The 18336-nt window shown below is 72.6% G+C and carries 20 protein-coding genes and 1 riboswitch; of the genes, 12 read left to right on the plus strand and 8 right to left on the minus strand.

What is annotated here, in order from left to right:
* Positions 1–82: 82 nt before the first annotated feature.
* Together JNO54_RS11380 and JNO54_RS11385 are read left to right on the plus strand one after the other, a co-directional pair.
* Positions 83–727 (plus strand): prepilin peptidase, encoded by a 645-nt coding sequence (locus tag JNO54_RS11380; RefSeq protein ID WP_204144000.1) that lies wholly within the window; start codon positions 83–85, stop codon positions 725–727.
* A gap of 76 nt (positions 728–803) precedes the next feature.
* Positions 804–918: riboswitch (SAM riboswitch) on the plus strand.
* A 37-nt stretch (positions 919–955) separates the two neighbouring features.
* Positions 956–2191 (plus strand): aminotransferase class V-fold PLP-dependent enzyme, encoded by a 1236-nt coding sequence (locus tag JNO54_RS11385; protein ID WP_307818186.1) that lies wholly within the window; start codon positions 956–958, stop codon positions 2189–2191.
* 10 nt (positions 2192–2201) lie between these two features.
* Here the strand turns inward: JNO54_RS11385 and JNO54_RS11390 are convergent, their stop codons facing one another.
* Positions 2202–3890 (minus strand): ribonuclease J, encoded by a 1689-nt coding sequence (locus tag JNO54_RS11390; protein WP_204144001.1) that lies wholly within the window; start codon positions 3888–3890, stop codon positions 2202–2204.
* Complete coding sequence (gene dapA, locus JNO54_RS11395; RefSeq protein ID WP_204144002.1) at positions 3887–4789, minus strand: 4-hydroxy-tetrahydrodipicolinate synthase; 903 nt, start codon at positions 4787–4789, stop codon at positions 3887–3889. Before dapA ends, JNO54_RS11390 begins: the two co-directional genes overlap by 4 nt.
* Before the next feature lie 71 nt (positions 4790–4860).
* Here dapA and JNO54_RS11400 point away from each other — a divergent pair, with 71 nt between their 5' ends.
* The 4 genes from JNO54_RS11400 to JNO54_RS11415 are packed head-to-tail and all read left to right on the plus strand — an operon-like array spanning position 4861 to position 8143.
* Positions 4861–5670, plus strand: a complete 810-nt coding sequence (locus JNO54_RS11400; protein WP_204144003.1) for a thymidylate synthase — start codon at positions 4861–4863, stop codon at positions 5668–5670.
* Entirely contained in the window at positions 5667–6629 is a 963-nt protein-coding gene (locus tag JNO54_RS11405; RefSeq protein ID WP_204144004.1) for a dihydrofolate reductase, read from the plus strand. The genes JNO54_RS11400 and JNO54_RS11405 overlap by 4 nt, the downstream gene beginning before the upstream one ends.
* 42 nt (positions 6630–6671) lie before the next feature.
* Complete coding sequence (locus JNO54_RS11410; RefSeq protein WP_204144005.1) at positions 6672–7313, plus strand: SatD family protein; 642 nt, start codon at positions 6672–6674, stop codon at positions 7311–7313.
* Positions 7310–8143, plus strand: coding sequence for a hypothetical protein (locus JNO54_RS11415; protein WP_204144006.1), 834 nt, complete (start codon positions 7310–7312; stop codon positions 8141–8143). The genes JNO54_RS11410 and JNO54_RS11415 overlap by 4 nt, the downstream gene beginning before the upstream one ends.
* Before the next feature lie 6 nt (positions 8144–8149).
* On the opposite strand, the gene JNO54_RS11420 is transcribed toward JNO54_RS11415, so the two are convergent.
* On the minus strand, positions 8150–9118 hold the full coding sequence (locus JNO54_RS11420) for an SMP-30/gluconolactonase/LRE family protein (protein ID WP_204144007.1): 969 nt from the start codon (positions 9116–9118) through the stop codon (positions 8150–8152).
* A 25-nt stretch (positions 9119–9143) separates the two neighbouring features.
* A complete protein-coding gene (locus tag JNO54_RS11425; RefSeq protein WP_204144008.1) occupies positions 9144–9926 on the minus strand; it encodes an FAD-binding oxidoreductase in 783 nt (260 codons plus the stop codon).
* A 41-nt stretch (positions 9927–9967) separates the two neighbouring features.
* On the opposite strand from JNO54_RS11425, the gene JNO54_RS11430 reads away from it, so the two are divergent.
* From JNO54_RS11430 to JNO54_RS11445, 4 genes are read left to right on the plus strand one after another with little or no spacing between them, the layout of a single operon-like run.
* Positions 9968–10693 carry an enoyl-CoA hydratase-related protein gene (locus tag JNO54_RS11430; RefSeq protein ID WP_204144009.1) on the plus strand — a complete coding sequence of 242 codons (726 nt, stop codon included), beginning with the start codon at positions 9968–9970 and terminating at the stop codon, positions 10691–10693.
* Entirely contained in the window at positions 10693–11244 is a 552-nt protein-coding gene (locus tag JNO54_RS11435) for a GNAT family N-acetyltransferase (RefSeq protein WP_204144010.1), read from the plus strand. Before JNO54_RS11430 ends, JNO54_RS11435 begins: the two co-directional genes overlap by 1 nt.
* On the plus strand, positions 11241–11963 hold the full coding sequence (locus tag JNO54_RS11440) for an AzlC family ABC transporter permease (RefSeq protein ID WP_204144011.1): 723 nt from the start codon (positions 11241–11243) through the stop codon (positions 11961–11963). The genes JNO54_RS11435 and JNO54_RS11440 overlap by 4 nt, the downstream gene beginning before the upstream one ends.
* Positions 11960–12271: an AzlD domain-containing protein gene (locus tag JNO54_RS11445; RefSeq protein WP_204144012.1), complete on the plus strand. Its 312-nt coding sequence runs from the start codon at positions 11960–11962 to the stop codon at positions 12269–12271. The genes JNO54_RS11440 and JNO54_RS11445 overlap by 4 nt, the downstream gene beginning before the upstream one ends.
* Before the next feature lie 85 nt (positions 12272–12356).
* On the opposite strand, the gene JNO54_RS11450 is transcribed toward JNO54_RS11445, so the two are convergent.
* Entirely contained in the window at positions 12357–12500 is a 144-nt protein-coding gene (locus tag JNO54_RS11450) for a hypothetical protein (RefSeq protein WP_204144013.1), read from the minus strand.
* 127 nt (positions 12501–12627) lie between these two features.
* On the opposite strand from JNO54_RS11450, the gene dapB reads away from it, so the two are divergent.
* Entirely contained in the window at positions 12628–13368 is a 741-nt protein-coding gene (gene dapB, locus JNO54_RS11455; RefSeq protein ID WP_204144014.1) for a 4-hydroxy-tetrahydrodipicolinate reductase, read from the plus strand.
* A gap of 75 nt (positions 13369–13443) precedes the next feature.
* On the opposite strand, the gene JNO54_RS11460 is transcribed toward dapB, so the two are convergent.
* The 3 genes from JNO54_RS11460 to JNO54_RS11470 form a co-directional block, all read right to left on the minus strand.
* Complete coding sequence (locus JNO54_RS11460; protein ID WP_204144015.1) at positions 13444–15936, minus strand: polyribonucleotide nucleotidyltransferase; 2493 nt, start codon at positions 15934–15936, stop codon at positions 13444–13446.
* A gap of 145 nt (positions 15937–16081) precedes the next feature.
* Positions 16082–16351, minus strand: a complete 270-nt coding sequence (gene rpsO, locus JNO54_RS11465) for a 30S ribosomal protein S15 (protein ID WP_204144016.1) — start codon at positions 16349–16351, stop codon at positions 16082–16084.
* A 168-nt stretch (positions 16352–16519) separates the two neighbouring features.
* A complete protein-coding gene (locus JNO54_RS11470) occupies positions 16520–17356 on the minus strand; it encodes an SDR family NAD(P)-dependent oxidoreductase (RefSeq protein ID WP_204144017.1) in 837 nt (278 codons plus the stop codon).
* A gap of 128 nt (positions 17357–17484) precedes the next feature.
* On the opposite strand from JNO54_RS11470, the gene JNO54_RS11475 reads away from it, so the two are divergent.
* Positions 17485–18300: a universal stress protein gene (locus JNO54_RS11475; RefSeq protein ID WP_204144018.1), complete on the plus strand. Its 816-nt coding sequence runs from the start codon at positions 17485–17487 to the stop codon at positions 18298–18300.
* Positions 18301–18336 lie beyond the last annotated feature (36 nt).

Genomic DNA, 18336 nt, shown 5'->3' on the forward strand with positions numbered 1-18336 from the left:
CGTCACACGCGCACCACCGGGGCACTTTTTCGCCTGTGGAGAGGGGCGAAGGGGGCGTCCTCGACCTCGTTAGGGTGCCGTCGTGCACCTCGTCCTCGTCGCCGTCGTCGTCGCGGTCGCCGGCACGTGGTGGGCGCACCGCTGGCTCGCGGACGGCCGCTACCGGCGCCCGGACGAAGGGGGTCCGCTCCCCCGTCACGGCTGGCTCGTCGCCGTCGTCCCCTCCCTCGTCGTCGCCCTGGCCGGTGCCTCCCAGCACGAGCCGCTGGCGGCCGCGGCCGCGGCGATGCTGCTCGCACCGGTCGGGCTGACGCTCGGCGTGGTCGACACGGACGTCCACCGCCTGCCCAACGTCCTCACGCTCCCCGCCGTCCCGGGCGTGCTCGTCCTGCTGCTCGTCGCGGCCGCAACGAGCGGGCAGTGGGTCGACTTGCGCCGGGCCACCCTCGCGATGCTCGTCGTGGGCGGTGCCTTCGTCCTCGTGAGCCTCGTCCTCGGGTCGCGCGGCATCGGCATGGGCGACGCGAAGCTCATGCTCAGCCTCGCCCCGCTGCTCGGCTGGCACGGGTGGGGGGCTGTCCTCGTCGGGGTCTACGCCGCCTTCCTCCTCGGCGGCGTCGTCGCGCTGGCGCTGCTCGTCAGCCGCCGGGCAGGCCGCGGCAGCCGTCTGGCCTTCGGCCCCTACCTCGTGGCCGGCGCCGTGATCGCGCTGCTCTCCGGCGCCTGAGCCGGTCTCAGGATCCAAGACATCCTCGCCGCGGGGTCGACACGTCAGGACCCCGCGCTGCTAGTGTCCCGGCCTAGGTCATGAGTACCAGCGCCAAGCCCCGGCTCGCTGGTCGGCAACCCTCCTCCGCGGTGGGGTGCTCCGGGTGACGACCTGGCCGGCGTGCGCACGCACCTCGGCAAGCGCGGACCCGTCGCAGTGCTGGGTCCACAGGACCAAGGAGCACACGTGTCGACCATCGCGAGCACCACGAGCACCGTCCCCGCCCTCGTCTCGGCGGGCCTGACCTGCGAGACCCGCTCCGGCGAGGTCGTCGAGTACGTCAACCTCGACCACGGCGCCTCGACGAGCGCCTTCGTCGAGGTCAAGGCCGCCGTCGACGAGGCGACCCTGACGTACAGCTCGGTCCACCGGGGCAACGGCTACCTCTCCCGGCTCACGAGCGCCCGCTACGAGGCCGCCCGCGAGATCGTCGCGCGCTTCGTCGGTGCCCGGGGCGAGGACCACGTCGTCTTCACCCGCAACACCACCGACTCCTTCAACCTCCTGGCCCGCGCCGTCCCGACCGACGCCTCGGTCTTCGTCTACGACTCGGACCACCACGCGACCTTCCTGCCCTGGCACGAGGGCCAGGTGCGCCGACTCGGCGTGCCGAGCTCGGTCGAGGACGCGCTCGCCCGGCTGCAGGCGGCCCTGCTCGCCGACGCGGCCGCGCACCGGCTCGTCGTGGTCACCGGCGCCTCGAACGTCACCGGCGAGTACTGGCCGGTCGCCGAGATCGTCGCCCTGGCCCGTCGCTTCGGTGCCCGCGTGGCGCTCGACGCCGCGCAGCTCGTCCAGCACCGGGCGCTCGACATCGAGGCCGAAGGGGTCGACTACGTCGCCTTCTCCGGTCACAAGCTCTACGCCCCCTACGGGACCGGCGTCCTCGTCGGGCGGGGCGACTGGCTCGACGCGGCCGACCCGTACCTGGCCGGTGGGGGCGCGACCCAGGCGGTGACGCCGGACGAGACCCTGTGGCAGTGCGGCCCGGCCCGGCACGAGGCCGGCTCCCCCAACGTGCTCGGCGCGGTGGCCCTCGGCGCGGCCTGCCAGGTGATCGAGCGGGAACGCGCGGCCATCGACGCGCTCGACGCGGAGCTGGGGCGGGGGCTGCTCAGCCGGCTCGACGCGATCCCCGGGGTGCGGACGCTGTCGATCTTCGGGCCCACCCACGAGCGCGCCCCGGTCGTGTCCTTCACCATCGACGGCTGGGCCGCCGAGGACGTCTCGCGGGTGCTGTCCGAGGACTACGGCATTGGGGTCCGGGACGGCAAGTTCTGCGCGCACATCCTCGTCGACGCCCTGCTCGAGCGCCGGGGCTCAGCCCACTCCTCGGCGGTCCGGGCCAGCCTGGGCCTGGCGAGCACGCCGGCCCACGTCGACCTGCTCGTCGCGGCGGTCCGCGAGCTCGCCGGCCGCTGACCCCCGCGCGTCAGGCCTCGACGACCGTGGGGATGATCATCGGCCGGCGACGGATCTTGCCGCCCACCCAGCCGCCGATCGCCCGGCGGATCACCTGCTGCAGCTGCTGGGGGTCGGTGACCCCCTTCGCCATGGCCTCGTCGAGGGCCGAGACGATCTTCGGCCGCACCTGGGCGAAGATCTCGTCGTCCTCGGCGAAGCCGCGGGCGGTGATCTCCGGGCCGACGATGACCTTGCCGGTCTGGGAGTCGACGACGACCATCACCGCGATGAAGCCCTCGTCGCGCAGGATGCGACGGTCCTTGAGCAGCTCCTCGGTCGCCTCGCCGACGCTCGAACCGTCGACGTAGACGTAGCCGCACGGGACGGCCCCGACGATCCGGGCCCGACCGTCGACGAGGTCGACGACGACACCGTCCTCGGCGAGCGGCACGTGGTCGGGGTGCACGCCCGTCGCGATCGCGAGGTCGCGGTTGGCGACGAGGTGACGCCACTCGCCGTGGACCGGCATGACGTTCTTGGGCTTGACGATGTTGTAGCAGTAGAGGAGCTCGCCGGCGCTCGCGTGGCCGGAGACATGGACCCGGTCGCTGCCGCCGCTGTGGATGACGTGCGCACCGAGCCGCATGAGCCCGTTGATGACCCGCCAGACGGACCCCTCGTTGCCGGGGATCGGCGAGGACAGCAGCATGATCGTGTCGTCGACGCCGACGTCGATCCGGTGGTCCCGGTTGGCCATCCGCGCGAGCGCCGCCATCGGCTCGCCCTGGCTGCCGGTGCAGATGAGGACGATCTTGTCGTCGGGCAGCTGCTCGAGCTTCTTGATGTCGACGACGACGCCGTCGGGGATGTGCAGGTGACCGAGGTCGGCGGCGATCCCCATGTTGCGGATCATCGAGCGGCCGACGAAGGCGACCTTGCGGCCGGCCTTCTCCGCCGCGTCGAGGACCTGCTGCACGCGGTGCATGTGCGACGAGAAGCAGGCCGCGATGATCCGTCGCTCCGCGTGCCGGAAGACCTTGTCGATCGCGCTGGAGATGTCGCGCTCCGGCGGGGTGAAGCCCGGCACCGTCGCGTTCGTCGAGTCGGTGAGGAAGAGGTCGACCCCCTCCTCCCCCGCCCGGGCGAAGGCCCGCAGGTCGGTGATCCGGCCGTCGAGCGGCAGCTGGTCCATCTTGAAGTCGCCGGTGTGCAGCAGGTTGCCGCCGCCGGTGCGGATGTAGACGGCGAGCGCGTCGGGGATCGAGTGGTTGACGGCGATGAACTCGCAGTCGAACCGCCCGAAGACCTCGCGCATGCCCTCGGCGACCCCGAGGGTGTACGGCTTGATCCGGTGCTCCTTGAGCTTGGCCTCGACGAGCGCGAGGGTCAGCTGCGAGCCGACGAGCGGGAGGTCCGGCTTGAGGCGCAGGAGGTAGGGCACCGCGCCGATGTGGTCCTCGTGCCCGTGGGTGAGGATCACCGCCTGGATGTCGTCGAGCCGGTCCTCGATGTACTCGAAGTCCGGGAGGATGAGGTCGACGCCGGGCTGGTGGTCGTCGGGGAAGAGGACGCCGCAGTCGACGATGAGCAGCTGGCCCTCGTGCTCGATGACCGTCATGTTGCGGCCGATCTCGCCGAGCCCGCCGAGCGGGACGACGCGGACCGCCCCCTTCGCCAGGGGCTTGGGGTAGTCGAGGTCGGGGTGCGGGTGGCTCATGCGGTGACCCCCGACGCGGCCAGACCCCGACGCAGGATCTCGAGATGCTCCTCGGGCCCCTCGACGAGCGGCAGCCGCACGGTCGCGTGCTCGATGACGCCGAGCTCGACGAGCGCGGCCTTGGCCATGATCGCTCCCTGCGAGGTCAACATGATCGCGTCGACGACGGGGATGAGGGAGTCCTGGATCTCACGGGCGCGCGCCAGGTCGCCGGCGTCGACGGCCGCGATGAGCTCGGCGTGCCGGCGACCGGTGACGTGACCGACGACGGAGACGACGCCGACGGCACCGAGTGCGAGCAGCGGCAGGTTGAGCGCGTCCTCCCCGGAGTACCAGAGGTAGTCGGTCGCTGCCATGACGCGGATGGATGCCGCCAGGTCCCCCTTCGCGTCCTTGACGGCCTGGATCTGGGGGTGGCCGGCGAGCTCGACGAGGGTCTCGGTGGCGAAGGGGATGCCGGTGCGGCCGGGGATGTCGTAGAGCATGATCGGCAGCTCGGTCGAGTCCGCGACGGCCCGGCAGTGAGCGATCAGGCCCGCCTGGGTCGGCTTGTTGTAGTACGGCGAGACGAGGAGCAGCGCGCTCGCCCCGACCGCGGTGGCTCGCTCGGTCATCTCGAGGCTGTGCGCCGTCGAGTTCGACCCGACGCCGGCGACGACGGCGACTCGGTCGCCGACCTCCTCGGCGACGAGGCGGACCGCCTCGATGCTCTCGTCGTCGGTGAGGGTGGCCGACTCGCCCGTCGTGCCGTTGACGACGATCCCGTCATGACCGGTGTCGGCGAGGTGACGCGCCAGGGCGCGCACCCCCCCTTCGTCCATCGCGCCGTCGGGTGTCATCGGCGTGGCCATGGCGGTGAGGACCCGCCCGAAGGGGGTCCAGGAGGGGGTGTCAGGCATATGGGCAGACTAGCCCCCGGGGCTGGATGGACCCGACGTGGCACGGAGTGCGGACAGGTAGATTCGCGGCCATGCGCCAGTACCTCGACCTCCTCGAGCATGTCCGCGACCACGGGGTCGAGAAGTCCGACCGCACCGGCACCGGCACCCTCTCGGTCTTCGGCCACCAGATGCGCTTCGACCTCTCCGAGGGCTTCCCCGTCCTCACGACGAAGAAGCTCCACCTGCGCTCGATCATCGGCGAGCTGCTGTGGTTCCTGCGCGGCGACACCAACGTGCGCTGGCTCCAGGAGCGCGGCATCACGATCTGGGACGAGTGGGCCGACGAGAACGGTGACCTCGGCCCGGTCTACGGCAGCCAGTGGCGGTCCTGGCCCACCCCCTCCGGCGAGCGCGTCGACCAGATCGCCAAGGTCATCGAGGCGATCCGCACCAACCCGGACAGCCGCCGCCATGTCGTCTCGGCGTGGAACGTCGCCGAGGTCGACGACATGGCGCTGCCGCCGTGCCACACGATGTTCCAGTTCTACGTCGCCCCCGGCGTCGACGGCGGGCGCGGGCGGCTCTCCTGCCAGCTCTACCAGCGCAGCGCCGACATCTTCCTCGGCGTCCCCTTCAACATCGCGAGCTACGCGCTGCTCACGATGATGGTCGCCCAGCAGACCGGCCTCGAGCCCGGCGACTTCGTGCACACCCTCGGCGACGCACACCTCTACCTCAACCACCTCGAGCAGGCCGACGAGCAGCTGAGCCGCACTCCCTTCGCCCTCCCGACGATGCGGATCACCCGGCGCGACTCAATCGACGCCTACGAGCTCGAGGACTTCGAGCTCGTGGGGTACGAGGCGCACCCGAGCATCAAGGCGCCGATCGCCGTATGAGCGAGCGTCCCGTCGCCGACGACCTGCGGGGGCGCGTCCCGCTCGTCGCCGCGTCGTACGCCGTCATCACGCGCGGCGCGGGCGAGGCGACCGAGGCGCTGCTCCAGCTGCGGCGGGGGACCTCCTTCATGGACGGGTGGTGGGCGTGCGGCGCCGCCGGGCACGTCGAGGACGCGGCGAGCGCGTCCAGCGCCCTGGCCCAGGAGGTCCGGGAGGAGCTCGGTGTCGAGGTCGTCGCCGCGTCCCCCCTGACCACGGTCCACCGCGGCTGCCTCGTCGGGCGGATCGAGCAGCGCGCCGACTTCTTCTTCCACGTCACCGAGCTGTCGGGTGAGCCGAGCATCGCCGAGCCGGACAAGGCCGCCGACCTGCGGTGGTGGCCGCTCGCCGGGCTGCCGGAGCGGGTGGTCCCCCACGAGCGGGCGGTCCTCGAGGCGCTGGCGACCGAGCTGGGCGGTGGGCAGCGGGTACCCGCGGTGATCGAGCACGGCTTCGCCCAGAGCCTCACCCTCGTCGCCGCCATCGGCGCGAACCGGGCGATCGGCGCCGACGGCGGCATGCCCTGGCACCTGCCCGAGGACCTGCGCCACTTCAAGGAGGTGACGATGGGCGGGGTGATGGTCATGGGCCGCCGGACGTGGGACTCCATCGGGCGGGCCCTGCCGGGTCGCCGCACCATCGTCGTCACCTCGGACCTCAGCTGGTCGGCGCAGGGGGCCGAGGTCGCCCACTCCCTCCCCGAGGCGCTGCTCGTCGCCGGCGACCGGGAGGTCTTCGTCGTCGGGGGCGGGGAGATCTACCGGCAGACGATCGCGGTGGCGTCCCGGCTCGAGATCACGCACGTCGACGTCGCGCCGGAGGCCGAGGTCTTCTTCCCGGAGATCGACCCGGCCGTGTGGGTCGAGTCGGCCCGGAGCCCGGGCGCGGGCCTGGCGTTCGTCACCTACGGCCGTCGGTAAGCAATGATCTTCACTTCTCAGCAGTGAAGGTATGCTCTTCATATGACGACAGTGAAGAGCCAGACTTCAGCCTCCCTCATCGGGGACGTCATCAGCTCGCGTCACTCCCCCGACCGCGCCCTGCTCCACCGTGAGCTCACCGAGGCCCTGGCCGCGGTCAACGAGGCGACCGACCCCGACCAGCCCCTGCGGATCACCGTCGGCGACGAGTTCCAGGGCGCCTACCCCACCGTGGGCGCGGCCATCGCGGCGGCCCTCGCCGTGCGGCTCGCGCTCCCACCGACCGTCGACGCCCGCTTCGGCATCGGCTGGGGCGAGGTGACGGCGCTCGACGCCACGACGCAGGACGGGCCCGGCTGGTGGGCCGCCCGCGAGGCGATCGTCGCCGTCAAGGAGGAGCAGTCGCGCGCCGCGACCTCCTCGGCCCGCACCCTCTACCGGCGGGCGGGTGACGACGGACCCGACCCGCTCGCGATCAACGCCGCCCTGCGCTGTCGGGACCAGATGATGGGATCTCTGGATGACCGCTCCTCCCGCATCCTGCGCGCCCTCATGACCGGCTCGACCCAGGCCGCCGTCGCCGAGGCCGAGGGGATCACCCCGTCGGCCGTCTCGCAGCGGGTCCGCGCCGACGGGCTGGCCGTCGTCATCGCCGCCCACGACGACCTCAGCGCGATCGCATGAGCGGGCTGGCCCTGCTCCTCGTCGGGATCGGCCTGGCCGACCTCGCCCGCAGCGTGCTCACGCGCGACCCCGTCCCCCCGGGGGCGAAGGGGGCGGCCCGCGCCCTGCTGCGCCGGGGACGGGTCGTCCCCGTGACGGTCGGCGTCCTCGGAGTGCTCGCCGCCGCCGTCGTCGCCGGGCTGCTCACCACCGCGGCGAGCGCCGGTCTCGTCGCCCTCGCGGCGGTCTGCGTGCTCACCTGGGTCGTCCTCGCCGACCGCGCCCTGCACGCACGCAGCGCAGGTCACCTCGTCGCCCTGTGCTGCCTCGTCGTCGCGATCGGCGCGCAGCTGCTCCTCTCCGGGTGGGCTGCGCCGGCGGGCGGCCTGCTCGCCGACTGGCTCGCCTGGGCGCGACTCCCCTGGGACCCGGCCCCCTCCGCCGACCGACTGCTCCTGCTCGCCGGTCTCGTGCTCGTCCAGCTGAGCACGGGCAACGTCGTCGTCCGGCTCGTGCTCACGAGCATCGGCGCGATGAAGCCCGAGCGTCCGACGGCCGCAGACGAGCCCGGCCCCCAGCCCTCGGACGAGCTCAAGGGAGGACGCCTGCTCGGTCCGCTCGAGCGGGTCTTCATCCTCGGCCTCGGCCTCGCCGGCCAGGTGACCGCGGCCGGCATGGTCATCGCGGCCAAGGGCCTCATCCGCTGGCCGGAGCTCAAGGCGAAGTCCGAGGAGCAGCACACCGACGGGCGACGCACGAGCGGCATCGACGCGGTGACGGAGTACTTCCTCGTCGGCAGCTTCGTCAGCTGGCTCGTCGCACTCGTCGCCCTCGTCGCCGGTCGCGCCTAGCGGGCGTCAGACCTCGAGCCAGGCGACGGCGGGCTCGACGAGGCTGCCCAGCCAGACCCGGCCGTCGTGCTCTCGCACCCCGGTCGCCATGTGCCAGTCCGTGGCGTCGCCCTCGAGATCGTGCCTCAGCGCCCCCTGGCCGTCGTACGCCTGCACCCGGACCGTGCGCTGCGGGGCCGGCTTGAGCGCGTCCGGCAGCCGCAGCGCCAGAGCCCGCACCCGCTGGGACGCCCGGGTCTGGAGCAGGCCGAGCACCGGGTCGGGAGGCGAGGCGATCGTCACCCAGACCAGCCCGTCGCTGCCTCGAGCGATGTTGTCCGGGTAGCCGGGCAGGTCGTCGACGAGCAGATCGGCAGACGACAGGGTGGCCTCCATCCCTTCGCTGCCGACGGGCTGATCCCCGGAGGGGCGACCGCCGGCCAGCCCGACCCGCCGCACCCGACGCAACGCCGTCTCGGCGACGTAGACGGCCGAGCCGTCGGCGGCGAGCGCCACGCCGTTGGCGAAGGCGAGCCCGTCGAGGACGGTCTCGACCCGGCCGCCGGGGTCCCTGCGGAAGAGACGGCCAGAGCGGGTGTGCTCGATGAGGTCGGACTTCCACTCACGGACGCCCCATCGGCGTGAGCTGTCGCTGAACCAGATGGTCCCGTCCTCGGCGACCGCCGCGTTGTTTGTGAAGCGCAGCCGCTCCCCGTCGACCTCGGTGACGAGCTCCTCGAGCGCGCCGTCCTCGGTCGAGACGGCCAGCAGCCCCCGCTCCGCGTCGCACACGAGCAGCCGGCCGTCGGGCAGCCACTCCAGCCCCAGGGGCCGACCCCCGGTGCGGGCCACCCTGCGGGTCGACCCGCCGGCGGGGTCGAGCGCGTGGATCGCACCGTCCGCGGTCCCCGTCCACACCGTGCCGTCGTCCCCGACGAGCACGTCCTCGGCCCCGGGCCCGGGTACCCCGACGATGGTGATCTGATGGTTGCTCATGTCGCCACCCTAGAGGTGACGACCCTCACATCGGCTCGTCCGAGAAGAAGACCTCGGTGTGGACGTGGTCGGCGTCGGCCCCGCGGGTCAGCAGCCAGTCGCGGGTGCCACGGACCAGACCGTCGGGCCCGCACAGCCACCAGTCGTCGGCATCGTCGGCGGCCAGGTCGGCGAGGGCGGCCGCATCGAGGCGACCCATGACACGCTCTCCCTGCGGCGCCGCACGGCTCCACACCGGCACGACCTCGAGCCGCCCCGGGTGCTCCTCTCCCCGCCGGCGCAACGCCTCGAGCCCGAGGGCGGTGTCCGGGCCACGGTGGCTGAGGACGACCCGGACGTGGGCGTCCGGGTCGGCGTGGAGGACGTGCCCGACGACCGCGAGAACCGGGGTGATGCCCGACCCCCCGGCGACAGCCACGTGCCGGCCACCCGGCCCGTCGACCCGGTCGCACCGGAAGTCACCCATCGGCGGCAGGACCTCCAGGCTCTCCCCCGTCGCCACGCCGTGGACCAGCCACGGCGACATCCGGCCACCAGGCACCTCGCTCGCGGCGACCGTCAGGGCGCCGGCGGCGCGGGCCTCGTGCGGCGGGACGGTGATCGAGTAGGACTGCGCGACCCGCTGGCCGTCCACGACCGCGCGGAGGGTCAGGTACTGGCCGGCGTCGTAACGCAGGAAGTCCGCGGCCAGGCCGTCCGGGACATCGAGGGTGATCTCGGCGGACCCCGGCACGGGGTGGCTGACCGCTCGCACCGTCAGTCGGTGCCAGCGTGGGTGAGGCGCGGAGGACGAGGTGAGCAGGGACATGGTCCCGTCAGCGTCCCACAGGCGGCACCTATGCTGACCGGGTGCCGATCCGCAGCGAATCCCACGACGCCGTCCACGTCCTGACCATCGAGCGCCCGGAGCGGCGCAACGCGCTCAACCTCGAGCATCTCGAGGCCCTCGACGCCGCCGTCCGCGCCGCCGTCGACTCCGGCGCGCGCGCGCTGGTCCTCACCGGTGCGGCCGGGCACTTCTGCGCCGGCGCCGACCTCACCGAGCTCGAGGACATCAGCTTCACCGAGCGGCTCGCCGAGGTGCTGCAGCACCTCGCCACGCTGCCGATCACGACGATCGCCGCGATCTCCGGCTCGTGCATGGGCCTGGGCATGCAGCTCGCGGTCGCGTGCGACGTACGGGTCGTCGCCCACGACGCCCGCTTCGCCGTGCCCGTCGCCAAGCTCGGCCTCATGGTCGACGCCTGGACGCTCGACCGGGTCGCCCGCTTCTGGGGCGAGGGCGCCGCGCGGCAGATGATCCTCACCGCCGCCGTCCTCGACGCGGAGGACTCGTGGCGCCTCGGCTTCGCGCAGCGCCGCGGCGACCTCGACGACGCCGTCGTCCTCGCGACCTCCGCCACCCGACTCGCCCCGCTGAGCCAGTCCGGCTCCAAGGTCGGCCTCGACGCCCGCACCGCCGAGGACCACGCCCACTACCGGGAGGCCTTCGCCACCGCCTGGGCGAGCGAGGACCTGGCCGAGGGGCAGCGCGCCTTCCGTGAGCGGCGCACCCCGACCTTCCGGGGCGTGTGATGACCACCCCGACCCCCGACGCCGGCGTCCGCCTCGCCGGGCCCAACGACCTGCCCGCCCTCGGGGTCGTCCAGGCGCTCGTCTGGCAGGAGGCCTACGACGGGGTCGTCCCGCCGGAGGTCCACGCGACCTTCGACCCGCAGTCCTTCACCGCCGCGTGGCGGGTCGCGCTGGCCGACCCGCCCGACGGGGTGCACCGGCTGCTCGTCGCGACGGCCGGCCCGCAGGTCGTCGGCTTCGCCGCCCTCGGGCCGAGCCAGGACCCGGACACCGGCCAGGCGACCGGCGAGCTCACGGCGATCGGGGTGCACCCTCAAGCCCGTCGGCAGGGCCACGGCTCGCGCCTGCTCAACGCCGTGGTCGACCTGCTCCGCGAGGCGGGCGCGGACGGGCTGTCCGCCTGGGTGCTCGTGCCGCACGAGGAGACGCGCGCCTTCCTCGTCGGCGCCGGGCTGGGACCGGACGGTGCCTACCGCGACCGGGTGGTCTCCCCCGAGGGCGCGACCGCGCGGGAGGTCCGGCTCGTCGCGGCCATCGGCGAGGAACGGTGACGACGGCCGCTCCCGAGGTCTCGCAGGCCAAGCGGCAGGCGCTCTCCGTCGGGCTGGCGACCGGTGCCTACGGCGTGAGCTTCGGCGCCCTGTCGGTCGCTGCGGGCTTTGACGTCCTCCAGACCCAGGCGCTCTCCGCGCTGCTCTTCACCGGCGGGTCGCAGTTCGCCATCGTCAGCGTCATCGGCGCGGGCGGCAACCCCGTCGCGGCCGTCGCGACCTCGACGATGCTCGGCGTCCGCAACGGGCTGTACGCGCTCGAGACCTCCCGGGTGCTGGGCGTGCGCGGGCTGCGCCGGCTCGCAGCGGCGCACGTGACGATCGACGAGTCGACCGCGGTCGGCCTCGCGCAGGCGACCCCCGAGGCGCGGCGCGTCGGGTTCTGGTGGACCGGGCTGGCCGTCTTCGCGTTCTGGAACCTCATGACCCTCGCCGGCGCGCTGCTCGGCAACGCCCTCGGCGACCCGCGGACGTGGGGTCTCGACGCGGCCGCCGCGGCAGCCTTCGTCGGGCTGCTGTGGCCCCGGCTGCGCTCCGGCCTCTCCGTGGCCACGGCCGCGGTGGCCGCGCTCATCGCGCTGCTGGTGTACTCGTGGACCCCGGCTGGTGTGCCCGTGCTCCTCGCAGCGCTCGCTGCGCTCGTCATCGGGCTCGCGCGGCCGGGCGAGCCGGAGCCGCCCGAGCCCGGCCACCTCGACGGCGAGGACCCGACGCCATGACGCTGTGGTTCACGGTCCTGCTCGCGGCCGCCCTCGCCTTCGCCCTCAAGCTCGCCGGCTACCTCGTGCCGGCCTCGACGGTCGAGGGTCCGCGGCGCTCGCGGGTCATCAGCCTGCTCCCCGTGGCCCTGCTGGCCGGCCTCCTGCTCACCCAGACCGTCGGCGGCGACGCCGGCCTCACCGTCGATGCTCGAGTGCCGGCCGTCGCGGTGGCCGTAGCGCTCTTCGCGCTCCGCGTGAACTTCCTGGTCGTCGTCCTCGTGGCCGCGGCCGTCGCAGCGGGGCTCCGGGCCCTGGGCTGGGGGTGACCCGCACGACGAAGGCCCCCGACCATCTGGTCGGGGGCCTTCGTCATCTGCTGCCGTACGCAGCCGAGTCGTGCGCGTGAGTCGGTCAGGCGGCGCGACGGGCGGGACGCGCGGCCGTGTCGGACCAGCGTGCCTCCATGCGGTGGCGGCCCTGAGCGTCCGTGACCCGGACCCAGGTGCACCTCAGCCGCGGCGTCGGGCGCTGCGTGGTGATGGTTGAAACGGTCATCTGGACACCTCCTGTTTACCTTGCATTCATCTTAGCACGAAGGTGAACGGAAGGTGAACGACCGCCACGGCGGCGGTACCCGACGAGCCGGCGGGCTCCCCCCTTCGCCCTCGGTAGGGTGGCCGCCATGACGACGAAGGTGGCGGTCATCGGGGCCGCGGGACGCATGGGATCGACGGTCTGCGCTGCGGTGGAGGGCGCTGACGACATGGAGCTCGTGGGCCGCTTCGACGACGGGGACGACCTCGGCGACCTGGGCGGCGCCGACGTCGTCGTCGAGTTCTCGGTGCCGAGCGCGAGCGCCGCCAACGTCGCGCACTGCGTCGAGAGCGGCATCCACGTCGTCGTCGGGACGACCGGCTGGGGCGAGGCGGCGCTCGAGACGCTTCGGGAGCAGGTCTCCGCGCAGGACGGCGTCGGTGTTCTCATCGCCCCGAACTTCGCGATCGGCGCGATCCTCATGATGTCCTTCGCCCGCCAGGCGGCCCGCTTCTACGAGTCGGTCGAGGTCATCGAGCTGCACCACCCCGACAAGGTCGACGCACCGAGCGGCACCGCCGCCCGGACCGCCGACCTCATCGGCGCGGCCCGCGAGGAGGCCGGCCTCGGCCCGGTCCCGGACGCGACGACCGACGACCCGGACGGTGCGCGCGGCGCCCTCGTGCACGGAGTGCCGGTGCACGCCGTGCGGCTGCGTGGGCTCGTCGCGCACCAGGAGGTGCTCCTCGGCGGCGAGGGCGAGATGCTCACCCTGCGGCACGACTCCTTCGACCGCGTGTCCTTCATGCCCGGGGTGCTCCAGGGCGTCCGCCACGTCGCCGAGCACCCCGGTGTCACCGTCGGCCTCGAGCACTACCTCGGCCTCTGAGAGACCGACGGGGATGACGAAGGGGTGGGTGCCGGCGGTTGCCGGCACCCACCCCTTCGCGGGTTGATCAGCTGATCAGCTGGCGTCCTCGGAGGATGCCGGAGCGCCCTCGGGCTGCGCGGCGACCAGGGCGTCGGACTCGGCGTTGTCCGAGCCCTGCTCGACCGACTCGCCGTCACCGCGGCCACGGCCGCCACGACGGCGGCGTCGGCCACCCTCGCGGTCGCCGTCACGGCCACCCTCACGGTCGCCGTCGCGGTCGCGGCGCTCACGGCGCTCGCCACCGTCACGGTCGCCGCGCTCACGACGCTCGCCACCGTCACGGTCGCCGCCACCGGAGGCGTCGGCCGCGGCCTGCTGCTCCTCGGTGAGGACCGCAGCCAGGCTCAGCTTGCCGCGCGGGTCGATCTCCTTGAGCTCGACCTGGACCGTCTGGCCCACGCCGAGGACGTCCTCGACGGCGTCGATCCGCTTGCCGCCGACGAGCTTGCGCACCTCGGAGATATGCAGCAGACCGTCCTTGCCGGGCAGGAGCGAGATGAACGCGCCGAAGGTCGTCGTCTTGACGACGGTCCCGAGGAAGCGCTCACCGATCTCCGGCATCTGCGGGTTGGCGATCGAGTTGATCGCGTTGCGTGCCGCCTCCGCGGACGGGCCGTCCACCGCACCGATGAAGACGGTGCCGTCGTCCTCGATGCTGATGTCCGCGCCGGTGTCGTCCTGGATCTGGTTGATCATCTTGCCCTTCGGGCCGATGACCTCACCGATCTTGTCGACGGGGACCTGGACCGTGATGATCCGCGGCGCAGTGGGTGCCATCTCGTCCGGGGCGTCGATGGCCTCGTTCATCACGTCGAGGATGTGCAGACGCGCGTCGCGAGCCTGGGTCAGCGCGCCGGCCAGGACCGAGGCGGGGATGCCGTCGAGCTTGGTGTCGAGCTGGATCGCGGTGATGAACTCCTTGGTGCCGGCGACCTTGAAGTCCATGTCACCGAAGGCGTCCTCCGCACCGAGGATGTCGGTGAGGGCCGCGTAGCGGGTCTCCCCGTCGACCTCGTCGGAGACCAGGCCCATCGCGATGCCCGCGACGGCGGCGCGCAGCGGCACACCCGCGTTGAGCAGCGAGAGGGTCGAGGCGCAGACCGAGCCCATGGACGTCGAGCCGTTGGAGCTGAGCGCCTCGGACACCTGACGGATCGCGTAGGGGAACTCCTCGCGGGGCGGGAGCACCGGCATGAGCGCCCGCTCGGCGAGCGCACCGTGGCCGATCTCGCGACGCTTCGGCGAGCCGACCCGGCCGGTCTCACCGGTCGAGTACGGCGGGAAGTTGTAGTTGTGCATGTAGCGCTTCTTGCTCACCGGGCTCAGCGAGTCGATCTGCTGCTCCATCTTGAGCATGTTGAGCGTGGTGACACCCAGGATCTGGGTCTCGCCGCGCTCGAAGATCGCGGAGCCGTGCACGCGCGGCAGGACCTCGACCTCGGCGCCGAGCGCGCGGATGTCGGCGAGGCCACGACCGTCCATGCGGATCTTGTCGCGCAGGATGCGCTCGCGGACGAGCTGCTTCTGCACCGAGCGGAAGGCGGCGGAGAGCTCCTTCTCACGACCGGCGAAGGTCGCGCCCTCGGCACCGGCGAGCTTCTCGACGAGACGCGCCTTGATGTCGTCGAGGGTGCCCTCGCGCTCGGCCTTGCCGGCGATGGTCAGGGCCTTGGCGGTCTCCTCGGAGACCTCGGCCTCGACGGCGGCGTAGGCGTCGTCCTGGTAGTCCAGGAAGCGCGGGAACTCCTCGACCGGCTTGGCGGCCTTGGCGGCCAGGTCGGCCTGGGCCTCGCAGAGGACCTTGATGAACTTCTTCGACGCCTCGAGACCCTCGGCGACGACCTCCTCCGTGGGAGCGGTCTTGCCCTGGTTCTTCACGAGGTCCCAGGTGGACTCGGTGGACTCGGCCTCGACCATCATCACGGCCACATCAGACCCGCCGTCACCGTCGACCATCCTCCCGGCGACGACCATGTCGAAGGTCGAGCGCTCGGCGTCCGAGAAGTTCGGGAAGGCGACCCACTGGCCATCGATGAGCGAGACGCGCACGCCGCCGATCGGGCCGGAGAAGGGCAGACCGGAGATCTGCGTGGACAGCGACGCCGCGTTGATCGCGAGGACGTCGTACTGGTGGTCGGGGTGGATCGACAGGACCGTGATGACGACCTGGACCTCGTTGCGCAGGCCCTTGACGAAGGACGGGCGCAGTGGCCGGTCGATGAGCCGGCAGGTGAGGATCGCGTCGGTGCCGGGACGGCCCTCGCGACGGAAGAAGCTGCCGGGGATGCGACCCGCGGCGTACATGCGCTCCTCGACGTCCACCGTCAGCGGGAAGAAGTCGAAGTGGTCCTTGGGGTGCTTGCCGGCCGTCGTGGTCGACAGCAGCATGGTCTCGCCGTCGAGGTACGCGGCGACTGCGCCACCGGCCTGCTTGGCCAGGCGGCCCGTCTCGAACCGGACGGTGCGGGTGCCGTAGGAGCCGTTGTCGATGACGGCTTCGGCGAACTGGATCTCGGGACCCTCCATCGGGCCCTCCTTTTCTCTCATCTGGCCGGGTGCATCGTCGTTGTGCCCCGGTTGTCCTTCTCTTCAGTTGTTCTGCGAAGGGGGGCGTGCCCCCTGGATACGCGAAGAGCGGCCCCCGTGGCGGGAACCGCTCAGCACGTACGTCTTATCGACGGAGACCGAGGCGCTTGATCAGCGACCGGTAGCGCTCGATGTCCGTGGTCTCGAGGTAGCGCAGCAGACGACGGCGGCGGCCGACGAGCAGCAGCAGGCCACGACGGCTGTGGTGGTCGTGCTTGTGCTCACGGGCGTGCTCGGTGAGGTCCTTGATGCGCTGGGTCAGCAGCGCGACCTGCACCTCGGGGGAGCCGGTGTCACCGTCGCCGGTGCCGTACTCGGCCATGATCTGCTTCTTCACGTCAGCGGTCAGCGGCATGCTGGTGTCACTGCTCCTTCTCTTGGGCGTCTGCGCGGCGCGCCCGGGCTGGTCCACCGGGGCTCTCTGGATCCGCGGCCGATTCTCACGGCAACCCCACAAGGCTAGCAGCGGGACCGGGCCCTCCCTAATCGTCGGGCTGCGGCGGGACGAAGGGGTGGGCTTGGGTCAGCGGCGCGTGCGCGCGCTGCGTCGCTGCTTGGCCGCCTCGACCCGGACGCCGAGGTCCATGGTGCGGGGGTTGATGCGGTTGGCCCGGTACATCACCTGGGCGAACCACCCGACGACGACGACCGCCTTGCCGGCAGCGAGGCCCTCGACCGCCTTCTCGGCCACCTGGCGTGGGGTCATCAGCCTGCCCTGGAACCCCTTCGCCGTCTTGCGGAAGTCGCCCGGACGCACCGACGCGCTCGGGTCGACGACCTCGTCGAGGAGCTTGGTGTCGGTGTAGCCGGGGCAGAGCGCCGTGACGGTGATCCTGCGGCCGGCGGCCTCGGCGCGCAGGGCGCGGGAGAAGCCGACGACGGCCCACTTCGAGGTCGTGTAGGGCGTCATCCACGGGGCGGGCATGAGCCCGGCGAGGGAGGCGGTGTTGAGGATGTAGCCGCCGTCGGGCTGGGTGAGCATCTGGTCGTAGGCGGCGCGCGCGCCGTTGACGACACCCCGGACGTTGACGCCGAGCGCGTGCTCCCAGTGCGCATCGGTGGTCTCCTCGAAAGGACCGGAGAAGAGCACCCCGGCGTTGTTGACCATGACGTCGAGCCGCCCGTGCTCGGCGACCGTCGCGCGGACGAGCTCACGGACCGCTTCGGGGTCGCTGACGTCCACGGTCGCCGCGCTCGCGCTGCCGAGCGTGGTGGCCGCTTCCTCCGCGGCCGCGCCGTCGATGTCGGCGACCACGACGTGGCTGCCGCGTTCGACGAGCTGACGGGCGATCTCGAGGCCGATGCCCGCCCCTCCGCCGGTGACGATGCCGACCCTGGGCTCGAAGCTCTTGCGCGACATGGACCGAATGCTACCCGCGAGTCACAACCAGCGGCACCCCTTCGTCTGCTCCGTACGGGCCGACCTCATAGGGTGAGGGGAACGCTCCCGCGCGCCGGCCGGGGGCCAGCCAGACCCTGGGAGAGGCCATGACCGCAGGACCCATCGTCGTCGGGATCGACGGCTCCGAGAACTCCAGCCGTGCCGTGGACTGGGCGCAGAGCTGGGCCACCGCGCTCGGCCGTCAGGTGATGCTCGTCAGCGCCGTCCCCGCTCCCCCGGGCCGGCGCCCGGACGCCCCGGGTCTCGACGAGAGGGCCCGCTCGGTCCTCGAGGCAGAGCTGTCCCGCGCCGGCGTCGGCGTCACCGGCGAGGCCTACGTCCGTCATCCCGTCACCGCGCTCGTCGAGGTGAGCCAGGACGCGGCCGCGGTCGTCGTCGGCACGAAGGGCACCGGCGGCTGGCGCGGCGGGGTCACCGGCAGCGTCTCCGGCAACGTCGCGGCCGCGTCGCACGCCCCCACCGTCGTCATCCCCGCCGAGGCTCGGGGCGACTACGACCCCGACGGTCCTCTCGTCGTCGGTTTCGACGGGTCCGAGGCCGCGATGGGAGCGGCTCGTCAGGCCGTCGCCGCGGCGACGGTCGAGGGCCGCGCGGTCCGGCTCGTCCAGGCCGACACCGGCAAGAGCTCCCCGGAGGAGCCGCTCGCCGACCTCCTCGCCGACCTCCGGGCCGAGCAGCCCGGTGTGGAGCTCGAGCTGATCACTGCGGAGGGCGACGCCGTGGAGGTGCTCACCGAGCACTCCGACGACGCGGCCTTCGTCATCGTCGCGAGCAACGGCCACCGTGGCGTCCCGGGATTCCTTCTCGGGTCGACCGCGCGCGGCCTCATCCAGTCCTCGAAGGCACCGGTCATCGTCCTCACCCAGCTCAGCGAGCGCACCTGGCCGACCCTGGCCCGCTGACCCACGCGCGACGAGGGGGGCGCCACCAAAGATCCG

Origin of the sequence: Janibacter endophyticus (assembly GCF_016888335.1) — a bacterium.
Taxonomy (GTDB): Bacteria; Actinomycetota; Actinomycetes; order Actinomycetales; family Dermatophilaceae; genus Marihabitans; species Marihabitans endophyticum.

What these genes read in the sequence shown, in the direction of transcription:
- JNO54_RS11390 (WP_204144001.1), bottom strand. Translation starts at nt 3,890, where the DNA reads ATGAGCCACCCGCACCCCGACCTCGACTACCCCAAGCCCCTGGCGAAG.
- dapA (WP_204144002.1), bottom strand. Translation starts at nt 4,789, where the DNA reads ATGCCTGACACCCCCTCCTGGACCCCCTTCGGGCGGGTCCTCACCGCC.
- JNO54_RS11400 (WP_204144003.1), top strand. Translation starts at nt 4,861, where the DNA reads ATGCGCCAGTACCTCGACCTCCTCGAGCATGTCCGCGACCACGGGGTC.
- JNO54_RS11405 (WP_204144004.1), top strand. Translation starts at nt 5,667, where the DNA reads ATGAGCGAGCGTCCCGTCGCCGACGACCTGCGGGGGCGCGTCCCGCTC.
- JNO54_RS11410 (WP_204144005.1), top strand. Translation starts at nt 6,672, where the DNA reads ATGACGACAGTGAAGAGCCAGACTTCAGCCTCCCTCATCGGGGACGTC.
- JNO54_RS11415 (WP_204144006.1), top strand. Translation starts at nt 7,310, where the DNA reads ATGAGCGGGCTGGCCCTGCTCCTCGTCGGGATCGGCCTGGCCGACCTC.
- JNO54_RS11420 (WP_204144007.1), bottom strand. Translation starts at nt 9,118, where the DNA reads ATGAGCAACCATCAGATCACCATCGTCGGGGTACCCGGGCCCGGGGCC.
- JNO54_RS11425 (WP_204144008.1), bottom strand. Translation starts at nt 9,926, where the DNA reads ATGTCCCTGCTCACCTCGTCCTCCGCGCCTCACCCACGCTGGCACCGA.
- JNO54_RS11435 (WP_204144010.1), top strand. Translation starts at nt 10,693, where the DNA reads ATGACCACCCCGACCCCCGACGCCGGCGTCCGCCTCGCCGGGCCCAAC.
- JNO54_RS11445 (WP_204144012.1), top strand. Translation starts at nt 11,960, where the DNA reads ATGACGCTGTGGTTCACGGTCCTGCTCGCGGCCGCCCTCGCCTTCGCC.
- JNO54_RS11450 (WP_204144013.1), bottom strand. Translation starts at nt 12,500, where the DNA reads ATGACCGTTTCAACCATCACCACGCAGCGCCCGACGCCGCGGCTGAGG.
- dapB (WP_204144014.1), top strand. Translation starts at nt 12,628, where the DNA reads ATGACGACGAAGGTGGCGGTCATCGGGGCCGCGGGACGCATGGGATCG.
- JNO54_RS11460 (WP_204144015.1), bottom strand. Translation starts at nt 15,936, where the DNA reads ATGGAGGGTCCCGAGATCCAGTTCGCCGAAGCCGTCATCGACAACGGC.
- rpsO (WP_204144016.1), bottom strand. Translation starts at nt 16,351, where the DNA reads ATGCCGCTGACCGCTGACGTGAAGAAGCAGATCATGGCCGAGTACGGC.
- JNO54_RS11470 (WP_204144017.1), bottom strand. Translation starts at nt 17,356, where the DNA reads ATGTCGCGCAAGAGCTTCGAGCCCAGGGTCGGCATCGTCACCGGCGGA.
- JNO54_RS11475 (WP_204144018.1), top strand. Translation starts at nt 17,485, where the DNA reads ATGACCGCAGGACCCATCGTCGTCGGGATCGACGGCTCCGAGAACTCC.